This is a genomic window from Aliarcobacter faecis (assembly GCF_013201705.1).
Taxonomy (GTDB): domain Bacteria; phylum Campylobacterota; class Campylobacteria; order Campylobacterales; family Arcobacteraceae; genus Aliarcobacter; species Aliarcobacter faecis.
Window position 1 is genome coordinate 1368922 of record NZ_CP053837.1, and the last position, 21454, is coordinate 1390375.

Here is a 21454-nt window from a genome sequence, read left to right on the forward strand (position 1 = left end):
CAATTTTGACTATAATTTTACAATATTTAATTAAGGTATAAATTATGAATGAAAATATTAAAAGAGAAAAATCTCTAACTATGACTATGCTTATGACACCAGATAAAGCAAACTTTTCAGGAAAACATGTTCATGGTGGAGAGATTCTAAAAATGCTAGACCATGTAGCTTATGCTTGTGCAGCTAGATATGCAGGAACTTATGCAGTTACACTCTCTGTTGATATGGTTTTATTTAAAGATCCTATAAAAATTGGCTCACTTGTAACTTTCCATGCTTCTGTAAATTATACAGGAAGAACATCTATGGAAATAGGAATAAAAGTAGTTTCAGAAGATATAAAAGACCATAGTATAAAAAATACAAATGTATGTTATTTCACAATGATTGCTGTTGATGAAGAGGGAAAACCAACACCTGTTCCAAAACTAGAGCTTATAACTGAAGATGATAAAAGAAGATATAATGATGCAATAAATAGAAGAGAGTTTAGAATGTCTTCAAGACATGCTAAATAGAAGATTAAAGTTTATCTTTAATCTTCTATATCTTTTACCATTGCAATTTCATTACAAATTGGAAAAAGTTTACAGCGAATACAATCCGCCCAAATTTTTTGTTCTGGAATCTCCTCTTTTGGAATCTCTCTAAAACCACAACTTAAGAAGAAATCTTTTTCATAAGTCAAAGATAAAACCTGTTTTATTCCATAAAATTTAGCCTCTTTTACACACTCATTTACAAGTTTTTTTCCTAAACCTAAACCTCTAAATTTCTCATTTACTATTAAACTTCGTACTTCTGCCATTCTAGAAGAGTGGATATGAGTTGCTGTAAACCCAGCCATCTCACCATCTACTTTTACAATTATATAAGATCTAATTGTCGTAGCCATCTCATCTTGAGTTCTTAAAAGTATTATTCCCTTATCAACTTCAGGACGAACTAATTCTTGCATTTTTGGTATATCAAGAACAGTGGGCTTATAAAATTCAATTTCCAAATAGATGCTCCGTAATTTTATTTTGTAAATCAATTATACCTTTTTTCTTTAAGTTTGAAACAAAAATTCCATCTGGATAATCTCGTTTCAATTTTGATAACTCACTACTATTTAATTTATCTATTTTTGTAAAAGCATTTATAATTATCTGGTCCCCTCTTTTTATATGTTTTACAAATTCATCAACATTTTTGTCAATCTCTAGCTCTGGATGTCTTGAATCTATTAAATGGACAAAAACTTGTAAATTTGGTCTCTCTTCCAAATAATTAGTAAGATTTCTATTCCAAGAAGCTTTTAAACTTTTTGCAACTTTTGCATATCCAAAACCTGGTAAATCAACAAATCTTGCATAAACATAAGGAGTTTGCTCATCATTTGTCTTAAATTTAATCTCAAAATAGTTTATAAGCTGAGTTTTACCAGGTGTTGAAGAAGATTTTGCTAATCCTTTTTGCTTTGTTAAAGAGTTTAAAATTGAAGATTTTCCAACATTAGATCTTCCTAAAAATGCAACTTCAGCCATTGAAGGTGGTGGAGAATCATTCAGGCTTTGAGCTGATTGTAAAAATTTGGCATCTATTAAATTCATACTATTTTTTTTCGCCTCGTTCAACATTTATGATAAACTTTACAGGATTGTTTTCACTTCCTTTAACCTTAGCTTCACCACTTAATTGATTTATAAAAATATTATCTCCATAAACTTTTCTATCATCATTTTTTTCATGAACAAAACCATTTCCTATAATATTATACTCCTCTTTTTTAGGGTTATAAATTATCTTATCTCCTTTTCCAACATAGTGTTTATCAGCAGTTACTATTTCAAAATCAGCATCACCAATAGCTTCATATCTAAGAGGAGTTTTATTATTCGTTTTTTTATCTGTTTCAAAATAAACTTCAACTTTTTTTGCATTTAATTTATCTTGATTCATTCTAACTTTTACATTTCCAGTAAATATAGAAATTCCCTTTTTATCATCAGCTTGAAAATCTATTGCATCAATTTCTAATATATCATTTTGTGCAAATAGTAATTTTGTAAGTAGTAGCGTTATAACTAAATATCTCATCTATTTTCCTTTATTTTCTTTAAGATCAATTTCAAAATGTGTATTTTTTGATTTTATAAAATCATTTGTAGCATCTAAATATAAATTTGTACCTTTATAATTGTGTGTTTTATAGCTAGCTTTAAAAGGGTGTGAATTTGTAGCTATTTTTTTAATCTCATCATATTTTAAAAAATCTGTATCAACTTTTACAAAATCATCTCTTACATATTTAACATTATCTATAAAATCAAAAATACTTCCTCTTTTCTCTATTTTATCAGCCTTTATATTTTCAGAAATAAAATCCTTTGTTTTATCTTGGTTTTTCAAAGTAATATTAGCTAAATACATTTCATCTTTAGTTTTATATCTTAAAACATTTGAGGCAATTACAACTTTTGATACACCAATATCATTTAGAGTATACATTGTAGGGTTTTCAAATATTACTTGAGGGATATCTTCTTTATTCTTACTATATTTTGAATTTTCAATTGGAACAAAATAAAAAATTGTACTTATAATAAGAATAGAGAAGATAAATATTTTTAAAGCCATATTTTTAGAAACTCCTCTTCTAAATTACTCTTTTTTAAAACATACTCTATCATCTCACGTGCAGCTCCTTTACCACCCTCTTTTTGGCAAACAACATCTACACTATTTTTTACTAATTCTACTGCATTTTGTGGAGAGAAAGATAATCCTACACTTTTTAGCATTTTAAGGTCATTTAAATCATCTCCAATTGCAGCAACTTGATTATAATTTAACCCCTCTTTTTCTAAAATCTCATCAAGAACTGCTTTTTTATCTTTTACATTTTGATATAGATACTCTATTTTTAGTTCATTTGCTCTATATTCAACAATTTTTGACTCTCGACCAGTTATAATTGCTGCTTTTTTCCCTAAATGTTTTGTCCAAAAAACTATAGCAAAACCATCATTTACATTAAAAGTTTTAAACTCTTCAAAGCTACTAGAGTAGATAATATCACCATTTGTAAGAGTTCCATCTACATCAAAAACAAGAAGTTCTATCATAGAACACCTTTTGTACTTGGAATTCCTAATCTCTCATTTTTTACTAAAGCTCTTCTTAGGGCAACAGCAAAAGATTTAAATGTAGCTTCAATAATATGGTGCTTATTTTTTCCTCTATCTTGAATTAAATGCAAAGTAATTCCAGCATTCCCACTTAAGGCATGAAAAAACTCTTCTACTAATTCAACATCAAAAAGCCCTACTTTTTCACTTACATTTATCTCATAAACTAAAAATGGTCTATTTGATAAATCTAAAGCACAAGAAACTGCTGCTTCATCCATAACAACTGTTGCATTTCCATATCTTTCAACTGCTTGTATTGGAAAAATTGCCTTTTTTAAAGCTTGTCCCAAAACTATTCCGCAATCTTCAACTGTATGATGATAATCTATATGTAAATCTCCTTTACACTCTAAATTTATATCAATTCCACTATGTTTTGATAGGGCTTCAAGCATATGGTCAAAAAAACCAACTCCTGTATTTATAGAAAATTTTCCACAACCATTTAACTCTAAACTACATTTAATTTGTGTCTCTTTTGTATCTCTAATTATCTCTACCATTTTTAAATCCTATTTAATTATAACTGCATTATTTAAACCATTTACTGATCTAAAACTTTGTGCTTCTTGCTCACTTGAAAACCCTTTTATTAAAACCTTATATAAACCATTTTGGTTTATATACTCTACTATTTTTGAAGGGTATTTCTTTTGATACTCTGTTTTTATTTTATTTGCACCCTCAATTTTACTAAAAGCTCCTACTTGAATAGCAATTTTTGAACTAGAATTTGTATTTTTAGTAGAAGTTTTTGTATTTGTATTATTTGTTACTTTTACTCCAATTTGACTATTTGTTGGTGTTGTAACAACAATATTATCCTCTTTAATTTCAGTTGCTTCAAAAGCCTCTATCTTTTCTTCTTTAGGTGCTTGTACTGTTTCTACAACTGGAGCTTTATTATTTTCAACTTCCCCATTATATCCCAAAACTGTAACTCTAACCTTTGCTGTTCCTGCTCCAACCATATTTATAGCATGTGCTGCTTTATTTGATAAATCAATAATTCTTCCAGCTACAAAAGGTCCTCTATCATTTATTCTTACTATCGTACTTTTACCATTTTCAAGATTATCAACTTTTACAACAGTATTCATAGGTAGAGTTTTATGAGCCGCTGTCATATCATACATATTGTAAATTTCACCATTTGATGTCTTTTTAGAGTGAAAATCTGGTCCATACCAAGATGCAACTCCATCAAACTTATCACCTATTTTTGCTATCTCTGGATAATATTTTATGCCAAAAACACTATAAGGTCTCATTGTAGCTCTATGCATCTCTGGAGAATTATTTATATTTAAGTTATTTGTGTTTTTATAAAATTTGTGATAGTCATTATCTACACTTTTACTTGAACACCCTGTAAATAAGAAAATGCTAACAGCCCCCATAAAAATTCCTAAATTAGCACTATTGAACAATCTCAATTTTATCTCCTATACTTAACACTTTTGGATTTTTTCTACTAATAAATTTTAATTTTTTAGTAGTAGTTTTATTTTTTTTAGCAATCATTTCCAAAGTATCACCAGATTTTACAGTATATATAAGACTATTTTGTTTTATATTACTAGTTTTTTTGGCTTCATTTTTTGTTGCTTTTTTATTATCAATCTGTTCTTTATTATTATTTTTTATAATAGTTGGCTTTATATTACCCACTTTTTGATTATAAACATCTAATTTAGTATGAGGGATATAAATATTATATGACTTTATGTTTGATGGTAAAGTATCTTTTTTAATATGTTTATTTAAACTCTTAAACTCTTCATAATTCATATTTAACATAGTAGCAATAGACTTTAATTGAACACCTTTTGGTGGATTTACAATTTCTAAATTATATTTTGCCTTTTTATCTATTGCACTAAAAGAGTCTTTCTCTTTTAAAATAGTAAATGTTATTATTTTTGCTATATAGGTAATTGTATGCTTTGGAAAATAGTCTTTATGATTATTTTTTACTAAATATGTAAAATCAAAGTAATCTTTATATCTTTCATAAATTATATATAAATTACCCATACCTTTTTTATTTTTAAGATAATCATCTATATATTTTTTATAAACCTTTATAGTTGGATTACTATGCTCAGTTGGATTTTCTTCTAAATATTTATCTAAGCTAGCCCTTGCAATTCCACTAATTATTCTGCCTTCTCCACTATTATATGCGGCTATTGCTAAATACCATTTCTTAAAAGTCTTATAATATTTTTTTAAATATGTAGCTGCTGCATTTGTTGATTTTAGTAAATCAAGTCTCTCATCAATACTATCATCAATTCTTAATTTCAAGTTACTTGCTGTTTGGGGAATTATTTGCCAAAGTCCACCTGGACCTTTTCCTTTACCTTGATTTACATAACTAGATTCAAATAAAGGGATAAAAAACATAGCTTCTGGTAAATTTCTATTTTCTATCTCCTCTTTTACAATTTCCATATTTAATGCTGATTTTCTTAAAATATTATTATAGTAGATAATTTTTGAGCTAGAACTATATTCACTATATGTAGAGTTAAAAATTTCTGTATCCAAAAAGGAGTTATTAACTCCCAAATCATTTAAAACTTTTAATTTTATCTCGTCAGCAAAAGTTTGTGAAAAAAAGATGAAGATTATTATTAATATTTTAATCAAAAGAGCCTCTTTATAATTTATTTTATTATAACTAAGAAATATTTGTAAACTCTTTAAATAATTTTTTTGCATTATTTGTTGTTAAATTTTTAATCTCTTCTTCACTCATATCTAAAAGTTCAGCCATTTTTTGTGCTACATAAATAGTATAATATGGCTCATTCCTAACTCCTCTATATGGATGTGGAGTTAGATATGGTGCATCTGTTTCAATTAGAAGTCTATCTTTTGGAATTTTTGGCAAAATTTCAACTAACTTCTTTGCATTTTTAAAAGTAAGAACTCCACCTATTCCAAAATAGAAATTATGATTTACTAAAGGTAATAGATGTTCACTTGCATTAAAGCAGTGTAAAACTCCACCTACTTCTTTTGCATTTTGTGAAATTAAAATCTCTCTTGAGTCATTTGAAGCTTCTCTAATATGAATAATAAGTGGTTTTTTATACTTTTTAGCCAAAGATATTTGAGAAATAAAAACCTCTTTTTGTCTTTTTATATTCTCTTCTTTTTCCTCTTCATCTTCTGGAAGCCTATAATAATCCAATCCACATTCACCAATAGCTACACATTTTGGATGATTTACATATTTTTCAATAATAGCTTCGTCATATTTTTCAATGTCATAAGGGTGAGTTCCAACTGCAAAAAAAACTTCTTCATATTTTTCACTAAGGGTAACTGCTCTATTTAATGTATCAAAATCTGCTCCAGGAATTAAAAAACCACTAATTCCAGCCTCTTTTGCATTTACTATAACACCTTCTATATCACTAAAATAAGCTTCGTTGTCTAAATGACAATGTGTATCAATAATTATAGTTTATCCTTATGATAATAATCTTTTATTTACTAAATTAATAATATTATTAATTTGTGAAATATCTTTTGCTTTTATCCAAGCATCTATTCCAAAATTTTTAAACGCATCATAATCACTCTCGTCATCAATAATTGCAATAGAAGCAAATTTATCTTTACAAACTTTTGATTTATTCTCTTCAAAATCAAAAATTGAATCAATACCTAAAATAACAACATCAGCATCAACTGAAGAGTTTGAAAAAGATTCAACCTCAAACTCTTCATTAAATAAAGAGCTATCTAAATCATAAAAAGTAACAATTTTCATACTTATTCCTTGGCTAAATTTTAAATAAAAATAATTTTATCTAAATAACTTTAAATTACAAAATATATCTAGTTGTATCAACACTATCAACAATTTTTTCTAACTTAGAAGATACTAATTCAGAAGTTACAATAACTTTTGAACCTTTATTTATATCTGCATCAAAAGAGATATCTTCAATAACTTTTTCAATAACAGTATGAAGTCTTCTTGCACCTATATCTTCCGTTTTTTCATTTGCAGCAACACTATATTTAGCAAAAGCTCTTATAGCTTCATCTTCAAACTCTAATTCAACTTCTTCAACTGATAAAAGTGCTTTATACTGTCTTAAAAGTGAATTCTTTGTATTTGTTAAAATCTTATATAAAGCCTCTTCATCTAAAGATTCTAACTCAACTCTTAAAGGAAATCTTCCTTGTAATTCTGGAATTAAATCACTTGGTTTTGATACATGGAAAGCACCAGCTGCTATAAATAAAATATGGTCTGTTTTTATTTGTCCAAATTTTGTTTGAACGGAACTACCTTCAACTATTGGAAGTAAATCTCTTTGAACACCCTCTTTTGATGGGTCTTGTCCTTGATTTTTCTTGCTTGTTGCAATTTTATCTATCTCATCTATAAAAATTATTCCACCATTTTCACATCTTTTTAGCGCCTCTATTTTTATAGCTTCAGTATCAAGTAAGCCCTCACTCGCAACTCCTCTTAGAAGAATTTTCGCATCTTTTATGCTTACCTCTTTTTTTATTTTCTCTTTATTTATGCTTCCTAACATTTTATTAAGACTCTCTTGCATAGAACTCATATCAAAAGGTAAACTAGAATCAATTATCTCAACATGTGCTTTTTTTGGAACTTCTATCTCTATTTTTTTATCATCTAAATCCCCACTTAAAAGCTTTTTTTCCATTAAGTTATAAGTTTTTATAAAAGACTCTTTTGCACTATCACTAGCAGCTTCAGGAAGTGGTGGTACAAGTTTTTCAATTATCTTTCTTATAACCTCTTCATCAATTTTATCTTTAATTTTTTCTTCATACTCTTTAGTTACTAAATTTATTCCTTCATATACTAAATCTCGAACCATTGACTCAACATCTCGTCCTACAAATCCAACTTCAGTATATTTACTAGCTTCAACTTTTACAAAAGGAAGCCCCATCATTTTTGCCATTCTTCTTGCTATTTCAGTTTTACCAACTCCTGTACTTCCTATCATAAGAATATTTTTTGGCATAATCTCTTCTTGAAGTTTTGGTTCAACTCTCATTCTTCTATATCTATTTCTCAAAGCCAATGCTATAGTTTTTTTTGCATCATTTTGACCAATAATATAATCATCTAAATAAGCAACAATTTGCCTAGGTGTCATATCCATAATATTTTTAATCCTCTAGTTTTAATATTTTTATATTTTGATTTGTATATATACAAAGCTCTCCAGCTATCATTAAAGACTCTTTTACCAAATCTTCTTCATCTAAATTTGAGTGTTTTGCTAAAGCTCTAGCTGCACTAATGGCAAAATTTCCACCACTTCCAATACTTGCAATCTCTCCATCTTCAGGCTCAACAACATCCCCATTTCCACTTAAAATAAAAATTTTTTCTTTGTTTAAAACTATCATCATAGCTTCAAGTCTTCTTAAATATTTATCTTTTCTCCACTCTTTTGAAAATGCAATTACAGATTTTAATAAATCCCCTTTACAAGCTTCTAAGTGAGCCTCAAACATGTCAAAAAGATTAAAAGCGTCAGCTGTACTTCCTGCAAACCCTGCTAAAATTTTTCCTTGATATAAAGTTCTTATTTTTGTAGCATTTCCTTTTAAAACTGTATTTCCAAAAGAGACCTGTCCATCTCCACCAATTACAGCTTTTTTAGCCCCTTTATAGGCAAGTATTGTTGTCGCATGAAACATAATTAACCTGCAATAATATCAATTTTTAATGTTGCATTTATTGAGTGTCCTAATTTACAAACAACTTCATAAATACCAATAGTTTTTAATTTATTATCAACTAAAATACTCTTTTTATCAATCATAATAGAGAACTGTTTTTCCAACTCTTCACTTATCTCTTTATTTGTAACACTTCCAATTAAATGCCCATTTGCACCAACTTTATGTTTTATTGTAAGTTTTGTAGAGTTCAATTTTTCTGCTAACTCTTTTGCTACTTTTATATCTTCTTCCTCTTTTAATGCTAATTTTTTTTGTTCAGCATTATGTTTTGCTATTACTTCATTTGTAGCTTGTAGAGCTAAACCTTTTCCTATTAAAAAGTTTTTTCCATATCCATCTGCAACTTCTTTAATTTCTCCAGCTTTCCCTAAAGTTTTTACATCTTTTATTAATAATACTTTCATTTTAATTCATCCTTTTTTTTTAATGTTTTTATTTTACAATATTTTAGTTAAAGCCAAATAAAGCTTAATTATTCAAAGATTCAATAACTTGCTCTTTGATATTTCTTTTTCTTACATAGTTATTTAAACCTATATGATTGTTATATCCCAACAGTTTTGCAATTTTTCTAACACTTAAACCAACACTTAAAAGCTCTTCAATTTTCTCTCGTTGCTCATCAAATTTTGATTTTTGAATAGTTCCTTTTGGTTTTCCTAAGGCTATACCATCAAGCTTTTTAGCTGTTAATGCCTCTTTTGTCCTAAGACTCATAAGCTCTTTTTCTAAATTTATAGTCATTGAAATCACACTTAAAATCATTTGACTTAACATATCTTTATCATCTATTAAATCAAGATTTTGTTCAATTACAATAATTCTTATCTTATTTTGCAGTAAAAATTTTACAATTTCTAAAATTGTATCTATTGTTCGTCCAAATACATTTAAATTTGTAACAATTATTGTAGAGTTTTTTTCACAATTTTCTAATAGTTGTAAAATATTTTTCTCATCTTTCGGAGTATTTATAACTATCTCAATATTCTTATATATTTGAAGGTTTTTCTTTAAGATATAGCTTGAAATAGCCTCTTTTTGCTCTTGTGTATATTTTTCATTGTTTAGATTTTTTCTAATATAAGTAAAAACTTTTGACATTTTTTTCCTTTATTTAAAAAATTAATATACTTTTGATTAAACATTTTGTTTAATGCTTATACAAAAATTTATACAAAATGTTATCTAGTAAAATATTAATAAAAGCTTACAGCAATAAAATACATTATATATATAATAATTTATGATTGAATTCAAAGTTTATTTTAGCTAATATCGATTTTTTTATATAAATAGTAAGGTTAGGATTTGAGATTAACTGTCGCAATTAGTGGAGCTAGTGGAGTAAATTTAGCTATAAAATTTATAAAACTAATACCTAAAGATATAGAACTCTTTGTTGTATTTTCTAAAAGTTCAAAAAAAGCTTTAAAACTCGAAAATAACATAAAAATAAAAGATATTTTCAAAGATTTTTCAAATATATCAATTTTTAAAGACAAAAGTATAGGAGCAAGTATTGCTTCTGGTTCTTTTAAAGTTGATAAAATGATAATCTTACCTTGTAGTTCAAATACATTAGCAAAGTGTGCTTCTGGAATTGCTGATACTCTTATTACTAGAGCTTTTAGTGTAATGCTAAAAGAAAAAAGAGAGATTATTATAGCTCCTAGAGAGCTACCTTTAAACACTATTATGCTTGAAAACATGCTAAAATTATCAAATTTAGGAGTTACTATTGCACCACCAATTTTAGGGTATTATAGTTCTCAACAAAGTTTAGAAGATATGGAAAACTTTATTATTGGTAAATGGTTCGATCTATTAAAAATAGATAATAACTTATACAAAAGATGGAAATAGATATGGAAAATAGTAATTATAATTATACAGGTTCATATAAAAAAGCAATTTATAGTGGAACTTTTGACCCAATAACTATTGGGCATTTAGATATTATTAAAAGAGCTAGTAATATTTTTGAAGAGGTAATTATTAGTGTTGCAAAAAGTGAACTAAAAAAACCTATGTTTTCTCATGAAAAAAGAGTAGAGTTTGTAAAAGCTGCAACAAAAAATATAAAAAATGTAAAAGTTGTAGGATTTGATACTTTATTAGTTGATTTAGCAAGAGATTTAAAAATAAATACAATAATTAGAGGGCTTAGAGCAGTTAGTGATTTTGAATTTGAACTTCAAATGGGATATGCAAACTCTTCAATAAATAAGAATTTAGAAACAGTTTATCTAATGCCAACACTTGAACATGCTTTTGTAAGTTCTACAATAGTAAGAGAAATTATTAGATTTGAAGGTACTTTTGCACATTTAGTTCCAAAAGAGGTAATAGAATGTATGTAGTAATTGAAGGTATTGATACAGCTGGGAAATCAACACAATTAGAAATCTTACAAAAAAGATTTGAAAATGCAGTTTTTACAAAAGAGCCAGGTGGTACAAAACTAGGAGCTAAACTTAGAGAGCTTATTTTAGAAGGTGAAGCTAGAAGTAAAACAGCTGAAATGTTTATGTTTTTAGCTGATAGAGCTGAACATACAAAAGATATAATTATCCCAAATCTAAATAAATTAATAATCTCTGATAGATCACTTATTTCTGGTATAGCCTATGCACTAAATAAAGATATTGATGAATTAATAGCCTTAAATAAAATTGCTACAAAAAATATTTTTCCACAAAAAATAATTTTATTAGAACTTAGCAAAGATGAGTTAGTTTTTAGACTTTCTCAAAAACAAAATGATAGCATTGAAAAAAGAGGAGTTGATTATCTTTTAACAATTCAAAGTAGATTAAAAGAGATAATTTTAAAACTAAATATAAAGCATATTTTTATTGATGCTAGTTTGAATATTGAAGAAATTGCAGAAAAAATAGAGGATTTTATAAATGAGTAGTACTATTCAAAGCCTAAGAGGAATGAAAGATATTGTTGGAAACGATAGCAAACTTTTTATATATTTTATAGAAAATGCTTCAAGAATTGCACAAAAGTATGGTTTTTCATATATTGAGACACCACTTCTTGAAGAGACTGCACTATTTAAAAGAAGTGTTGGTGAAAGTAGTGATATTGTAAATAAAGAGATGTATCAATTTATTGATAAAGGGCAGAATGATGTATGTCTTAGACCTGAGGGAACAGCTGGAGTTGTAAGATACTTTGTAGAAAAAAAACTAGACCGTGCTGGTGGAGTTTATAAATGGTACTATTATGGAGCTATGTTTAGATATGAAAGACCTCAAAAAGGAAGATTAAGAGAGTTTCACCAATTTGGTTGTGAAGTTTTTGGAATCTCTAGCGTTTATGAAGATGCAAATATTATTATGCTTATTAAGGAGATTTTAGACTTTTTTGGTATTGGGTTTACACTTAAACTAAACTCTCTTGGTTGCCCAAATTGTATGCCTCAATATAAAGAGAATTTAGTAAAAAACATCTCTAGTTTTAAAGAAAAATTATGTGAGGATTGTAATAAAAGATTAATTACAAACCCTATAAGAGTACTTGATTGTAAAGTTGAAGCTTGTCAAAAATTATTAATTAACTCTCCAAAAATAACAAATAGTTTATGTATCTCTTGTAATAGTGATTTTACAAAACTAAAAGAGATTTTAGATTTTAACAATATCTCTTATGAAGTTGATAGTAATTTAGTTCGTGGGCTTGATTACTACAATAAAACTGCATTTGAATTTGTAAGCAATGAAATAGGTTCACAAAGTGCGATTGCTGGTGGTGGAAGATATGATAGACTTGTAGAGTTTTTAGGTGGGAAAAATAGCCCTGGAATTGGTTTTGCAATAGGAATTGAAAGATTACTTGAATTAGTAGTTATGAAAGAGTCTAAAGAAGATTTTGTATATATTGGAGTTTTAGATGAATCTAGTTTAAATAAAGCCTTTGAACTAAGCATTAAAAAAAGAAAAACTACAAAAACCCACTTTGAATATAATCCTAGAGGTTTTGCAAAACATTTTGGTATAGCTGAAAAATTAGGTTGTAATATTGTTGCCCTTTTAGGAGAAAATGAGTTAAAAAATAAAACAATTTTTGTAAAAAATATAGATACAAAAGAAGAAAAGAATATTAATATAGAGGATTTTTTAAATGAAAAATAAGTATGGAATAGATATTTGGGGAGATGATAATTTTATTATTGATGATGGAATGGTAAAAGTAAATTATGATATCAAACCTTCACTTATCTCAATAGTAAAGGATATAAGAAAAAAAGGCTTCAAAGGACCTTTACTTTTAAGATTCCCTCATATCACAAAAAAACAGATAAAAACACTTTTTAACACTTTTAATGCAAGTATGAAAGAGTATGATTATAAAGGAAAATTTAATGCTGTTTTTCCACTAAAAGTAAATCAACTACCAAACTTTATTCATCCCCTTGTTAGTGCTGGAAAAAAATATAGCTATGGACTTGAAGCTGGAAGTAAAGCAGAGCTAATAATAGCTATGACATATAATAATATGGGAAGTCCAATAACTATCAATGGTTTTAAAGATAAAGAGATGATTCATCTATGTTTTATTGCTAAAAGTATGGGGCACGATATAACTGTAATTATTGAAGGTTTAAATGAATTAGAGATGATTTTGGAAGTTTTAAACGAGACAAAACTCGAAGCTCCAAATATTGGTTTAAGAGTACGACTTCATAGTGGAGGAAGTGGTGTTTGGGCAAAAAGTGGTGGAATTGATTCAAAATTTGGGCTTACTTCAACAGAGATTTTAGAAGCTTTTGAACTTATGCAAGATAATAATCTTCAAGATTTATTAACAATGATTCATTTTCATATAGGTTCAGCTATGAATACTATTAAGCCATTAAAAAAAGCTTTAAGAGAGTCTGGTCATATATATGCTGAACTTAAAAATTTAGGTGCAAAAAAATTGAGTTCTATAAATATTGGTGGTGGATTAAGTGTTGAATATAGTGCTTATGAACAATCGAGATTTTACTCTTTAAGTGAGTTTGCAAGTGATGTTGTCTTTACATTAAAAGATATAGCAAAACAAAAAGGTGTTGAAGAACCAAATATTTTCACTGAATCAGGAAGATTTATAAGTGCTGCTTCTACAGTTTTAATAACTCCTGTTTTAGAGCTATTTTCAGCTGAATATGAACTAGACCACTTAAGATTAAAAGAGGTAAATCCACCTTTAATTGAAGAGTTAAGAGAACTTTTTAAAGATATGACAAAGAAAAAAGCTTACGAGTTTATGCACGATAGTATGGATCATTTAGAGTCTTTATTAACTCTATTTGATTTAGGATATATTGATTTACAAGATAGATCAAATGCAGAGATATTAACTCACCAAATTATAAAAAAAGCTATTTCACTTTTACAAGTTGATGATTATGAAGAGCTTAGAAAATTTGATAAGAATATTCAAGAAAAATACCTTCTTAACTTCTCACTTTTCCAATCATTACCTGATTATTGGGGAATAGATCAAGAGTTCCCAATTATGCCAATAACACATTTAGATAAAAAACCAACAAGAAGTGCAAGTCTTTGGGATATTACTTGTGATAGTGATGGAGAGATTCCTTTTGATATGAAAAAACCATTATATCTTCATGATGTAAACTTAAACAAAGAGGACTATTTTTTAGGATTTTTCAATGTTGGAGCATATCAAGATACTCTTGGAATGAAACATAATCTATTTTCACATCCAACAGAGGTAAATATTACTTTTAAAGATGATGAAGTAGTTTTAGAAAAACTTTTAGAATCTCAAAAAATAATTGACATTTTAGATGATATTGATTATGACACAGAAGAGATACAAACTATTTTAAGTAGAAGTTTACCTTTAGAGACTTATGAAGTTCTCAAAAAATATCTAAATGATAATAGCTATTTAAAGACTATCTGGAGTTACTACGATGATGAGTGATGAACAAAAAATAGAAGAACAGAAGGAGACTCTTAGTTTATGGCAAATAATTAAAGAAGACTTCTCTGTTCCTAAACTAAATGACCCAGTACTTGATTCAAACTTTGAGCTATTTTTTAACTATCCAGGAGTTTGGGCAATAATAAACCATAGAGTTGCAAATAAACTTTACAACAAAGGTTTTAAAAAACTTTCAAGGGCAATTGCTGGGATTTCATCTTTTTTTACAAAAACAGATATTCATCCAGCTGCAACTATTGGAAGAAGAGTTTTTATTGACCATGCAATTGGAGTTGTAATTGGAGCAACTGCAATAGTTGAAGATGATGTTTTAATTTACCAAGGTGTAACTTTAGGTGGAGTTAGCCTTAATAAAGGGAAAAGACACCCTACAATAAAATCAAATGTAGTTCTTGGAAGTGGAGCAAAAATTTTAGGGAATATAACTATTGGAGCAAACTCAAAAATTGGAGCAAACTCTGTTGTTGTTGTTGATGTTCCAGAGAATTCAACTGCTGTTGGAGTACCTGCTAGAATAATTAAAAAAGATGAGAAGAAAGATAAACTAGCACATAATGAATTACCAGATCTCAATAAAGAGATGTTTAAATACTTAATTGAACGAATTGCAAACCTTGAACACTCTATAAAAAAAGATAAAAATTGTACCTTAGATAAAAAAAATGAAGCTTTAGAAAAAGAGTATAATGCTTTTATTGAAGCATTAAATTCAAATAAAAAAGGATAATTTTGGAACTTGAATTAATAGCATTTGGACTAATTACTGGATTTGCCTCAGGTTTTTTTGGAATAGGAGGTGGAAGTATATTAATACCTATGCTTTTACTTACAGGCTTTGTTATGAAAGAAGCAGTTGCTATATCAATTATGCAGATGGTTTTTTCATCTATTTATGGCTCTTTTTTAAATGCAAAAAAAATAAAAGGCTTAGTAAGAGATGGTGTAATTTTAGGTATTGGAGCTAGTTTAGGGGGAGCTACAAGTGGTTATTTTTTACCTAAAGTTCCTGATATATATCTTCAATATATTTTTATAACTGCTCTTTGTTATACAATATACACTCTTTTTAATGCCCCAGCTTCAAATAGTGGAGAAAAAGAGACAAAAGGGATATATGTACTATTAGCTATTGGTTTTTTTGTTGGAATTTTAGCTATGAGTATAGGAATTGGTGGCTCTTTAGTACTACTTCCTATTTTAGTTGGTTTTTTAAAATATGATTTAAAAATTGCAACTGCTTTAGGACTATTTTTTGTAATATTCTCCTCTATTGGTGGTTTTATATCTACTTCAATATATGGAAATATGTTATATTATGAAGGAGCTATAATAGGAATTGGTTCACTAATTGGAGTATATTTTGGAATAAAAATAAAAGAGAAAACAAAAACAACTCAATACAAAAATTTTGTACTACTTTTAAACCTTCTTGTTTTAGGAATTATGATTTATAAAACTATATAAAAAAAGGGAAAAGAAATTTAATTCTTATTCCCTTTTAATTCATTCATTCTTTCATCTATTAAAGCTAAAGTTCTCTCTTGAGTTTTATATGAGATTTCAGGTAGATTTCCACCAAAAAGTTTATTCGCCTCTTCAAAACCTTGAACTATCCCATCTCTTCCTTTTTGAAGTTTATCTAAATCGTCACCAGCAAAATTAAATACAAAATTTGCAACTCTATCAGAAGTTTGAGTTATACCAAAAAATCCATTTTCACCTACAAGCTCTTTTGCCTCATCTTGAGTTAAATCTAAAATAGGTTTTCCTGTATATCCAATATTTTTTAGACTCATTCCTCCTTCTGTCTCTTTACCTGCAAGAAAATCTAAAACTTCAGTTTCATTAGAATTTAAACCACCTTGAGCAAAAGCCCCTCCTTTTGCCATATTATGTGCATTTATCTCAAATAAGATATATTGTGCATTCATAGATAGAGTTACTCTTGCTGCTGAATTATTTACAATTTCTTCAACAGAATCATTTTTTGTCGTATCATTTTTTATATTTGTATTCAAATTTGTATTTTGTTTATACATATTTAGAGCTTGACTCATTTGTCCTTTTATTTGCATCTAAACTCCTTTTATAGTTTTATTAACACATTATACATTTCTTAAAATTAATTTAAACTTATTTTCTTTAAAAGTTCGATTAAGAGATTTATTAATTTTTTTAATTATAATTGTAAAAAAATTTTATAAGGAATATTTATGATTTATGATGTAGTTATTATTGGAGCTGGAGCAGCTGGCTTTGGGTCTGCTTTAACATTAGCAAGTGCAAATGATAAGTTTGATTGGGCAAAAAATAAAAAATATTTAATGCTAGATAACAATAAAAGTGATTTAAATGCAGGAAGATATATAAATGTTGCTGGAATTGAAGCTATAAATGGTGTTGATTTACTAAATAATCTTAAAACTCAACTAAAAATTTATCCTGCTTGTGAACTAAAAGATGAAAAAGTTTTAAGTATAAAAAGAGTAGGAGATATTTTTTCTATAATTTGTGAAAATAGTGTTTATGAAGCAAAAACTTTGATTTTAGCAACAGGAATGCATAGTTTTGATATAGAATTTGATGAAGTTGAAGTAAAAGATAATATCTTTGCTCCAAAACCAAATAAAATACTTTTAGCAAATGAAAATAATAAAATTTCAAATGAAGTTTATGTTGCTGGACTTGCAAGTGGTGTTCCTTCTATGTTTGCTTGTGCTAGCGGAGATGGAACAAAAGTTGCTTGCGATATTTTAAAAAGCTGGTGTGGAAAAGTTGCTATTGTACATGATGTAAAAGCTTAAATTATAAAATTAATCATTCTCAAAAAAGAGAATGATTAAAAAAGTTTCTTTTTCTAAAAGTAACTTAAAAATAAAACTACTCGAAATAATTTATTTTATAGATATTCAAACTAAATTTAATCAAAAAGAGAATCATAACAATTTTTTAGATATTATATTTACTTTAATTTTACAGGAAAATATAATATATGGCACTAATAGACCTTCAAAACATCTCAAAACAATACGACATAAAAGTTATTTTAAAAGATGCAAACTTTACTCTTCAACAAGGGCAAAGAGTTGCTGTTATTGGACAAAATGGTCAAGGAAAATCAACTCTTTTTAAAATTATTATGAAAACTGTTGAACCAGATAGCGGTGAAATGGCTATTGATAGATCAGTAAAAATAGAGATGCTTGACCAACAACCAAAATTTGAAGCAAATTTATCTGTACGAAATGCTATTGAAAATCAGTTAGTTGAACTCAAAAATGCAAAAAATGAGTATGAAAAAGTTACAAATGAACTAACAATTAATTATGAAGATATGGAACTTTTAAGAAAACAGAGTGAATTAGCAACTTTTATAGACTTTCACAACGCTTGGGATTTAGAAAATATGATAGAGAGAGTTTTAGTTGAATTTCAATTAAAACAGTATGAAGATAAAGATGTAAATATGTTAAGTGGTGGTGAACAAAGACGAGTTAGCTTAGCTGGATTAATACTTAAAAAACCAGATATTTTACTTCTTGATGAGCCTACAAACCATCTTGATGTTTATATGGTTGAATTCTTAGAAGAGTTACTTTTAAAAAATAACTTCACCCTACTTTTTATTTCTCACGATAGATATTTTATAGATAATATTGCTACAAATGTTGTTGAAGTTGAAGGTGGAGAACTCAGAAAATTCAATGGTGGATACTCTTCATATCTTGAACAAAAAGCACAAATTTTATCAAATATGCAAAAGGAACACGAAAATCTTTTAAGGCTTGTAAAACAAGAAGCTCACTGGATGCAACACGGAGTTACTGCAAGAAGAAAAAGAAATGAGAGAAGAAAAGCTGAATATTTTGATTTAAAACAAAAAGCTAAAACAAATCCAGCTGCTATTAAAAAGATGAGTATAGAGCTTCAAAGGGAGCAAAAATCTTTTAATAGTGATGAGAAACAACAAAATAGAAAAAAAATGCTCTATGAACTTGACAATGTATATAAATCTTTAGGGCAAAAAGAGTTGATCAAAGATTTCACAACTAGAATTTTGCAAAAGGATACTATTGCCATAGTTGGTCCAAATGGAAGTGGAAAATCTACCCTTCTTAAAATCTTTATGGAAAAACTAAAAATTGATAGTGGAACTTTCAAAAAAGGTGATTTTGAGATAGGATATTTTGACCAACAACGAGAGATGTTAGATGATGATAAAACTATTATGGAAATCTTCTGTCCAAATGGTGGCGATAGAGTAGTTTTAGATGATGGAAGAAATATGCATGTTTTTGGATATCTAAAAAACTTTCTATTTCCAAAAGAGTATTTAGATAAAAAAGTTGGAGTTTTAAGTGGTGGAGAAAAAAATAGAGTTGCTTTAGCTCTTCTATTTACAAAAAGAGTTGATTGTATGATACTTGATGAGCCTACAAATGATTTAGATATTCCAACAATAAATATTTTAGAAGAGTATCTACAAAACTTTCAAGGTGCTTTAATCTTTGTATCTCATGATAGATATTTTGTAGATAAAATTGCTAAAAAACTATTTGTATTTACTGGGAATGGTCATATTATGGAAAGTTTTCAACCATATAGCGAATATTTACAAATAGAAAAAGAGTTAAAAGAGCTTGACTCTTTAGAGTTTGAGATAGAGAAAGAGAAAAATAGCCCAAAAGTAGAAAATCTTCCTAAAAAACAGACAAAACTATCTTATAAAGACCAAAGAGAGTATGATAATTTACCTTTAGAACTAGAGAAATTGGAAGAGAAAATGGAAGAGTTAAATAGCTGTTTAGCTGATCCAAAATGTTATGAAAAAATAGGAATTGTATCACTTTCAAAAGAGTTAGAAGAGACAAAAACTATCTATGAAGAGAAAGTTGAAAGATTTTTAGAACTTGAAGAGTTGGTTGAAAGTTTTAATTCATAAAATAATATAATCCAAACTAAAATAAGCTAAAAAGGAGATAAAATGTCATTAAAAGAGCAATTAAACGAAGATTTAAAACAAGCGATGAGAGATAAAGAAGTAGTAAAAAGAGACTCAATAAGAGCTATAAATACTATGATTAAACAAATTGAAGTTGATGAGAGAAGAGTTTTAGATGATGCTGAAGTTATTAAACTTATTCAAAAAGGAATAAAACAAAGAGAAGAGGCAATAGCTCAGTATAGTGCAGCTTCAAGAGCTGATTTAGTAGAAAAAGAGCAAAGTCAAGTTGATATTTTTATGCAATATCTACCAAAACAACTAAGTGATGAAGAGCTAGAATCTGGTATGAAAGAGATAATTAGCGAAGTTGGTGCAACAAGCTTAAAAGATATGGGTAAAGTTATGGGAGCTGCTTCAAAGAAATTTGCAGGTATTGCTGATGGAAAAAGAATAAATGAAATGGTAAAAAAACTTTTAGGATAAAAAATGCAAGAATTCTTTGATAAGCTTTGTAAATTAGAAAAATTAGAGATTGAAAAAAATAAAATCAATTCAAATGAAGAGCTAATTACTCTTTTATTAAAAAGAGTTCCAACAAAAAATGTAAAAGTTTTAGTAAATATTTTGAAACAATCTTTAATTCCTTCAATTAGTCAAGATGAAAATGAAGAACTTGAAGAGCTTTTTTCATCTATTGAGAAGAATGAAAAGCTAATTTTTGAAAAAGATATTCAAGAAAAAATTGAGCAGTTCATTGCACAAAGATTTGAAAAAGATAAAAAAGTAATTATTGAAAAAACTTCTGATATATCAAAACTCGTCGTAATAATGGAGGAGTTTTTAAATGAAGCAATATCTAGTAGTGGAAATGGTTCTAAAAATGTATTAAATATAAAAGAGAAATTAAAATCAATAGATATAAACAATGCAAATTTAAATACTCTTTCAAAAATTCAAGAAGAGCTTATAAATGCAGCAACTTCAATTGAAGAAGAGATGAATAGTGTTTCAAGTAAATTACAATCTGGGAAAACAAAAGTTCAGGAGCTTGAAGATAAGATAAAAAATCTTGAAGATGAACTAAATAAAACAAAAAATGAGAGTATGAGAGACCATTTAACTGGACTTCTTACAAGAAAAACTTTCTATGATGAGCTAAAAAGAATAGATAGTTCATTTACAAGAATAGGTACACAATATGCAATTATTTTCTTTGATATTGACCATTTTAAAAAGATTAATGATACTTTTGGACATGAAGGTGGAGATGTAGTTCTTTCAACTTTTGGAAAAATTTTAAATAAAAGTATTAGAGATTTAGATATTGTTGGCAGATATGGTGGGGAAGAGTTTATTGCTATTGTACATTTTAAAGAGACAAAAGAGCTTTTATTATTTCTAAAAAGAATAAAATCAATAGTTACAGAAAATAGCTTTGTATATAAAGATAAACAACTAAAAGTTACTTTTTCTGCTGGAGTTACTATTAGAAATTCTTATAAAAACTATGATGAAGCTATTACAAAAGCAGATAAACTGCTTTATGAAGCAAAAAATTCAGGAAGAAATAAAATCATTTTAGAAAATGGGATGGAGTTTTAAT

27 protein-coding genes are annotated in these 21454 nt (G+C 27.6%); 12 read left to right on the forward strand and 15 right to left on the reverse strand.

The features are described 5' to 3' along the window. The first annotated feature begins 44 nt into the window (after positions 1 to 44). Positions 45 to 518 carry an acyl-CoA thioesterase gene (locus tag AFAEC_RS06905; RefSeq protein WP_026806965.1) on the forward strand — a complete coding sequence of 158 codons (474 nt, stop codon included), beginning with the start codon at positions 45 to 47 and terminating at the stop codon, positions 516 to 518. 17 nt (positions 519 to 535) lie between these two features. On the opposite strand, the gene AFAEC_RS06910 is transcribed toward AFAEC_RS06905, so the two are convergent. From AFAEC_RS06910 to AFAEC_RS06975, 14 genes are all read right to left on the reverse strand, one after another. Next, positions 536 to 1003, reverse strand: a complete 468-nt coding sequence (locus AFAEC_RS06910; protein ID WP_026806964.1) for an N-acetyltransferase — start codon at positions 1001 to 1003, stop codon at positions 536 to 538. Then, positions 993 to 1595: a ribosome biogenesis GTP-binding protein YihA/YsxC gene (yihA, locus tag AFAEC_RS06915; protein WP_026806963.1), complete on the reverse strand. Its 603-nt coding sequence runs from the start codon at positions 1593 to 1595 to the stop codon at positions 993 to 995. Before yihA ends, AFAEC_RS06910 begins: the two co-directional genes overlap by 11 nt. Position 1596: 1 nt before the next feature. Then, a complete protein-coding gene (locus AFAEC_RS06920; RefSeq protein ID WP_026806962.1) occupies positions 1597 to 2082 on the reverse strand; it encodes an LptA/OstA family protein in 486 nt (161 codons plus the stop codon). Further along, entirely contained in the window at positions 2083 to 2622 is a 540-nt protein-coding gene (gene lptC, locus AFAEC_RS06925) for an LPS export ABC transporter periplasmic protein LptC (RefSeq protein ID WP_026806961.1), read from the reverse strand. Further along, complete coding sequence (locus AFAEC_RS06930) at positions 2613 to 3110, reverse strand: KdsC family phosphatase (RefSeq protein ID WP_026806960.1); 498 nt, start codon at positions 3108 to 3110, stop codon at positions 2613 to 2615. The genes lptC and AFAEC_RS06930 overlap by 10 nt, the downstream gene beginning before the upstream one ends. Continuing rightward, positions 3107 to 3679, reverse strand: coding sequence for an imidazoleglycerol-phosphate dehydratase HisB (gene hisB / locus AFAEC_RS06935; RefSeq protein ID WP_026806959.1), 573 nt, complete (start codon positions 3677 to 3679; stop codon positions 3107 to 3109). Before hisB ends, AFAEC_RS06930 begins: the two co-directional genes overlap by 4 nt. Before the next feature lie 9 nt (positions 3680 to 3688). Continuing rightward, positions 3689 to 4576 (reverse strand): septal ring lytic transglycosylase RlpA family protein, encoded by an 888-nt coding sequence (locus tag AFAEC_RS06940; protein ID WP_051487504.1) that lies wholly within the window; start codon positions 4574 to 4576, stop codon positions 3689 to 3691. Positions 4577 to 4595: 19 nt separating this feature from the next. After that, entirely contained in the window at positions 4596 to 5831 is a 1236-nt protein-coding gene (locus AFAEC_RS06945; RefSeq protein ID WP_026806957.1) for a lytic transglycosylase domain-containing protein, read from the reverse strand. A 31-nt stretch (positions 5832 to 5862) separates the two neighbouring features. Continuing rightward, positions 5863 to 6651: a TatD family hydrolase gene (locus AFAEC_RS06950; RefSeq protein ID WP_026806956.1), complete on the reverse strand. Its 789-nt coding sequence runs from the start codon at positions 6649 to 6651 to the stop codon at positions 5863 to 5865. Positions 6652 to 6660: 9 nt separating this feature from the next. Further along, positions 6661 to 6963: a hypothetical protein gene (locus tag AFAEC_RS06955; protein ID WP_026806955.1), complete on the reverse strand. Its 303-nt coding sequence runs from the start codon at positions 6961 to 6963 to the stop codon at positions 6661 to 6663. 55 nt (positions 6964 to 7018) lie between these two features. Further along, complete coding sequence (gene hslU, locus AFAEC_RS06960; RefSeq protein WP_026806954.1) at positions 7019 to 8347, reverse strand: ATP-dependent protease ATPase subunit HslU; 1329 nt, start codon at positions 8345 to 8347, stop codon at positions 7019 to 7021. 7 nt (positions 8348 to 8354) lie between these two features. Then, the gene (gene hslV, locus AFAEC_RS06965) at positions 8355 to 8891 is read right to left on the reverse strand and encodes an ATP-dependent protease subunit HslV (RefSeq protein WP_026806953.1); all 537 of its coding nucleotides are present in this window, start codon (positions 8889 to 8891) and stop codon (positions 8355 to 8357) included. Between the two features lie 2 nt (positions 8892 to 8893). Beyond that, a complete protein-coding gene (gene rplI / locus AFAEC_RS06970) occupies positions 8894 to 9340 on the reverse strand; it encodes a 50S ribosomal protein L9 (RefSeq protein ID WP_026806952.1) in 447 nt (148 codons plus the stop codon). 64 nt (positions 9341 to 9404) lie between these two features. Further along, positions 9405 to 10040, reverse strand: coding sequence for a recombinase family protein (locus AFAEC_RS06975; RefSeq protein WP_026806951.1), 636 nt, complete (start codon positions 10038 to 10040; stop codon positions 9405 to 9407). Positions 10041 to 10247: 207 nt separating this feature from the next. Between AFAEC_RS06975 and AFAEC_RS06980 the strand changes: the two genes are divergently transcribed. From AFAEC_RS06980 to AFAEC_RS07010, 7 genes are read left to right on the forward strand one after another with little or no spacing between them, the layout of a single operon-like run. Then, positions 10248 to 10802, forward strand: a complete 555-nt coding sequence (locus AFAEC_RS06980; RefSeq protein ID WP_026806950.1) for a UbiX family flavin prenyltransferase — start codon at positions 10248 to 10250, stop codon at positions 10800 to 10802. A 2-nt stretch (positions 10803 to 10804) separates the two neighbouring features. Beyond that, on the forward strand, positions 10805 to 11299 hold the full coding sequence (gene coaD / locus AFAEC_RS06985) for a pantetheine-phosphate adenylyltransferase (RefSeq protein WP_051487499.1): 495 nt from the start codon (positions 10805 to 10807) through the stop codon (positions 11297 to 11299). Further along, complete coding sequence (gene tmk, locus AFAEC_RS06990) at positions 11290 to 11856, forward strand: dTMP kinase (RefSeq protein ID WP_026806948.1); 567 nt, start codon at positions 11290 to 11292, stop codon at positions 11854 to 11856. The genes coaD and tmk overlap by 10 nt, the downstream gene beginning before the upstream one ends. Then, positions 11849 to 13081: a histidine--tRNA ligase gene (gene hisS / locus AFAEC_RS06995; protein WP_026806947.1), complete on the forward strand. Its 1233-nt coding sequence runs from the start codon at positions 11849 to 11851 to the stop codon at positions 13079 to 13081. The genes tmk and hisS overlap by 8 nt, the downstream gene beginning before the upstream one ends. Next, positions 13071 to 14885 (forward strand): biosynthetic arginine decarboxylase, encoded by a 1815-nt coding sequence (gene speA, locus AFAEC_RS07000; RefSeq protein ID WP_026806946.1) that lies wholly within the window; start codon positions 13071 to 13073, stop codon positions 14883 to 14885. The genes hisS and speA overlap by 11 nt, the downstream gene beginning before the upstream one ends. Next, positions 14875 to 15633 carry a serine O-acetyltransferase gene (gene cysE / locus AFAEC_RS07005; protein WP_081754552.1) on the forward strand — a complete coding sequence of 253 codons (759 nt, stop codon included), beginning with the start codon at positions 14875 to 14877 and terminating at the stop codon, positions 15631 to 15633. Before speA ends, cysE begins: the two co-directional genes overlap by 11 nt. A gap of 2 nt (positions 15634 to 15635) precedes the next feature. Next, positions 15636 to 16370: a sulfite exporter TauE/SafE family protein gene (locus AFAEC_RS07010; protein WP_026806944.1), complete on the forward strand. Its 735-nt coding sequence runs from the start codon at positions 15636 to 15638 to the stop codon at positions 16368 to 16370. 17 nt (positions 16371 to 16387) lie between these two features. On the opposite strand, the gene AFAEC_RS07015 is transcribed toward AFAEC_RS07010, so the two are convergent. Continuing rightward, on the reverse strand, positions 16388 to 16981 hold the full coding sequence (locus AFAEC_RS07015) for a hypothetical protein (RefSeq protein ID WP_026806943.1): 594 nt from the start codon (positions 16979 to 16981) through the stop codon (positions 16388 to 16390). A gap of 138 nt (positions 16982 to 17119) precedes the next feature. Between AFAEC_RS07015 and AFAEC_RS07020 the strand changes: the two genes are divergently transcribed. The 4 genes from AFAEC_RS07020 (at position 17120) to AFAEC_RS07035 (ending at position 21453) form a co-directional block, all read left to right on the forward strand. Continuing rightward, a complete protein-coding gene (locus AFAEC_RS07020) occupies positions 17120 to 17710 on the forward strand; it encodes an FAD-dependent oxidoreductase (protein WP_026806942.1) in 591 nt (196 codons plus the stop codon). 188 nt (positions 17711 to 17898) lie between these two features. Beyond that, positions 17899 to 19848: a ribosomal protection-like ABC-F family protein gene (gene abc-f / locus AFAEC_RS07025; RefSeq protein WP_026806941.1), complete on the forward strand. Its 1950-nt coding sequence runs from the start codon at positions 17899 to 17901 to the stop codon at positions 19846 to 19848. A gap of 42 nt (positions 19849 to 19890) precedes the next feature. Further along, the gene (locus AFAEC_RS07030) at positions 19891 to 20334 is read left to right on the forward strand and encodes a GatB/YqeY domain-containing protein (RefSeq protein WP_026806940.1); all 444 of its coding nucleotides are present in this window, start codon (positions 19891 to 19893) and stop codon (positions 20332 to 20334) included. A 3-nt stretch (positions 20335 to 20337) separates the two neighbouring features. Next, complete coding sequence (locus tag AFAEC_RS07035) at positions 20338 to 21453, forward strand: GGDEF domain-containing protein (RefSeq protein WP_026806939.1); 1116 nt, start codon at positions 20338 to 20340, stop codon at positions 21451 to 21453. The last annotated feature ends 1 nt before the right edge of the window (position 21454 follow it).

Coding starts and splice junctions, on each gene's coding strand:
- AFAEC_RS07015 (WP_026806943.1), bottom strand. CDS start 16,981: ATGCAAATAAAAGGACAAATGAGTCAAGCTCTAAATATGTATAAACAA.
- AFAEC_RS06905 (WP_026806965.1), top strand. CDS start 45: ATGAATGAAAATATTAAAAGAGAAAAATCTCTAACTATGACTATGCTT.
- hisB (WP_026806959.1), bottom strand. CDS start 3,679: ATGGTAGAGATAATTAGAGATACAAAAGAGACACAAATTAAATGTAGT.
- abc-f (WP_026806941.1), top strand. CDS start 17,899: ATGGCACTAATAGACCTTCAAAACATCTCAAAACAATACGACATAAAA.
- AFAEC_RS06955 (WP_026806955.1), bottom strand. CDS start 6,963: ATGAAAATTGTTACTTTTTATGATTTAGATAGCTCTTTATTTAATGAA.
- tmk (WP_026806948.1), top strand. CDS start 11,290: ATGTATGTAGTAATTGAAGGTATTGATACAGCTGGGAAATCAACACAA.
- hslU (WP_026806954.1), bottom strand. CDS start 8,347: ATGGATATGACACCTAGGCAAATTGTTGCTTATTTAGATGATTATATT.
- lptC (WP_026806961.1), bottom strand. CDS start 2,622: ATGGCTTTAAAAATATTTATCTTCTCTATTCTTATTATAAGTACAATT.
- speA (WP_026806946.1), top strand. CDS start 13,071: ATGAAAAATAAGTATGGAATAGATATTTGGGGAGATGATAATTTTATT.
- AFAEC_RS06930 (WP_026806960.1), bottom strand. CDS start 3,110: ATGATAGAACTTCTTGTTTTTGATGTAGATGGAACTCTTACAAATGGT.
- coaD (WP_051487499.1), top strand. CDS start 10,805: ATGGAAAATAGTAATTATAATTATACAGGTTCATATAAAAAAGCAATT.
- cysE (WP_081754552.1), top strand. CDS start 14,875: ATGATGAGTGATGAACAAAAAATAGAAGAACAGAAGGAGACTCTTAGT.
- AFAEC_RS06975 (WP_026806951.1), bottom strand. CDS start 10,040: ATGTCAAAAGTTTTTACTTATATTAGAAAAAATCTAAACAATGAAAAA.
- rplI (WP_026806952.1), bottom strand. CDS start 9,340: ATGAAAGTATTATTAATAAAAGATGTAAAAACTTTAGGGAAAGCTGGA.
- hslV (WP_026806953.1), bottom strand. CDS start 8,891: ATGTTTCATGCGACAACAATACTTGCCTATAAAGGGGCTAAAAAAGCT.
- AFAEC_RS06940 (WP_051487504.1), bottom strand. CDS start 4,576: ATGGGGGCTGTTAGCATTTTCTTATTTACAGGGTGTTCAAGTAAAAGT.
- yihA (WP_026806963.1), bottom strand. CDS start 1,595: ATGAATTTAATAGATGCCAAATTTTTACAATCAGCTCAAAGCCTGAAT.
- AFAEC_RS07035 (WP_026806939.1), top strand. CDS start 20,338: ATGCAAGAATTCTTTGATAAGCTTTGTAAATTAGAAAAATTAGAGATT.
- AFAEC_RS07030 (WP_026806940.1), top strand. CDS start 19,891: ATGTCATTAAAAGAGCAATTAAACGAAGATTTAAAACAAGCGATGAGA.
- AFAEC_RS07020 (WP_026806942.1), top strand. CDS start 17,120: ATGATTTATGATGTAGTTATTATTGGAGCTGGAGCAGCTGGCTTTGGG.
- hisS (WP_026806947.1), top strand. CDS start 11,849: ATGAGTAGTACTATTCAAAGCCTAAGAGGAATGAAAGATATTGTTGGA.
- AFAEC_RS06920 (WP_026806962.1), bottom strand. CDS start 2,082: ATGAGATATTTAGTTATAACGCTACTACTTACAAAATTACTATTTGCA.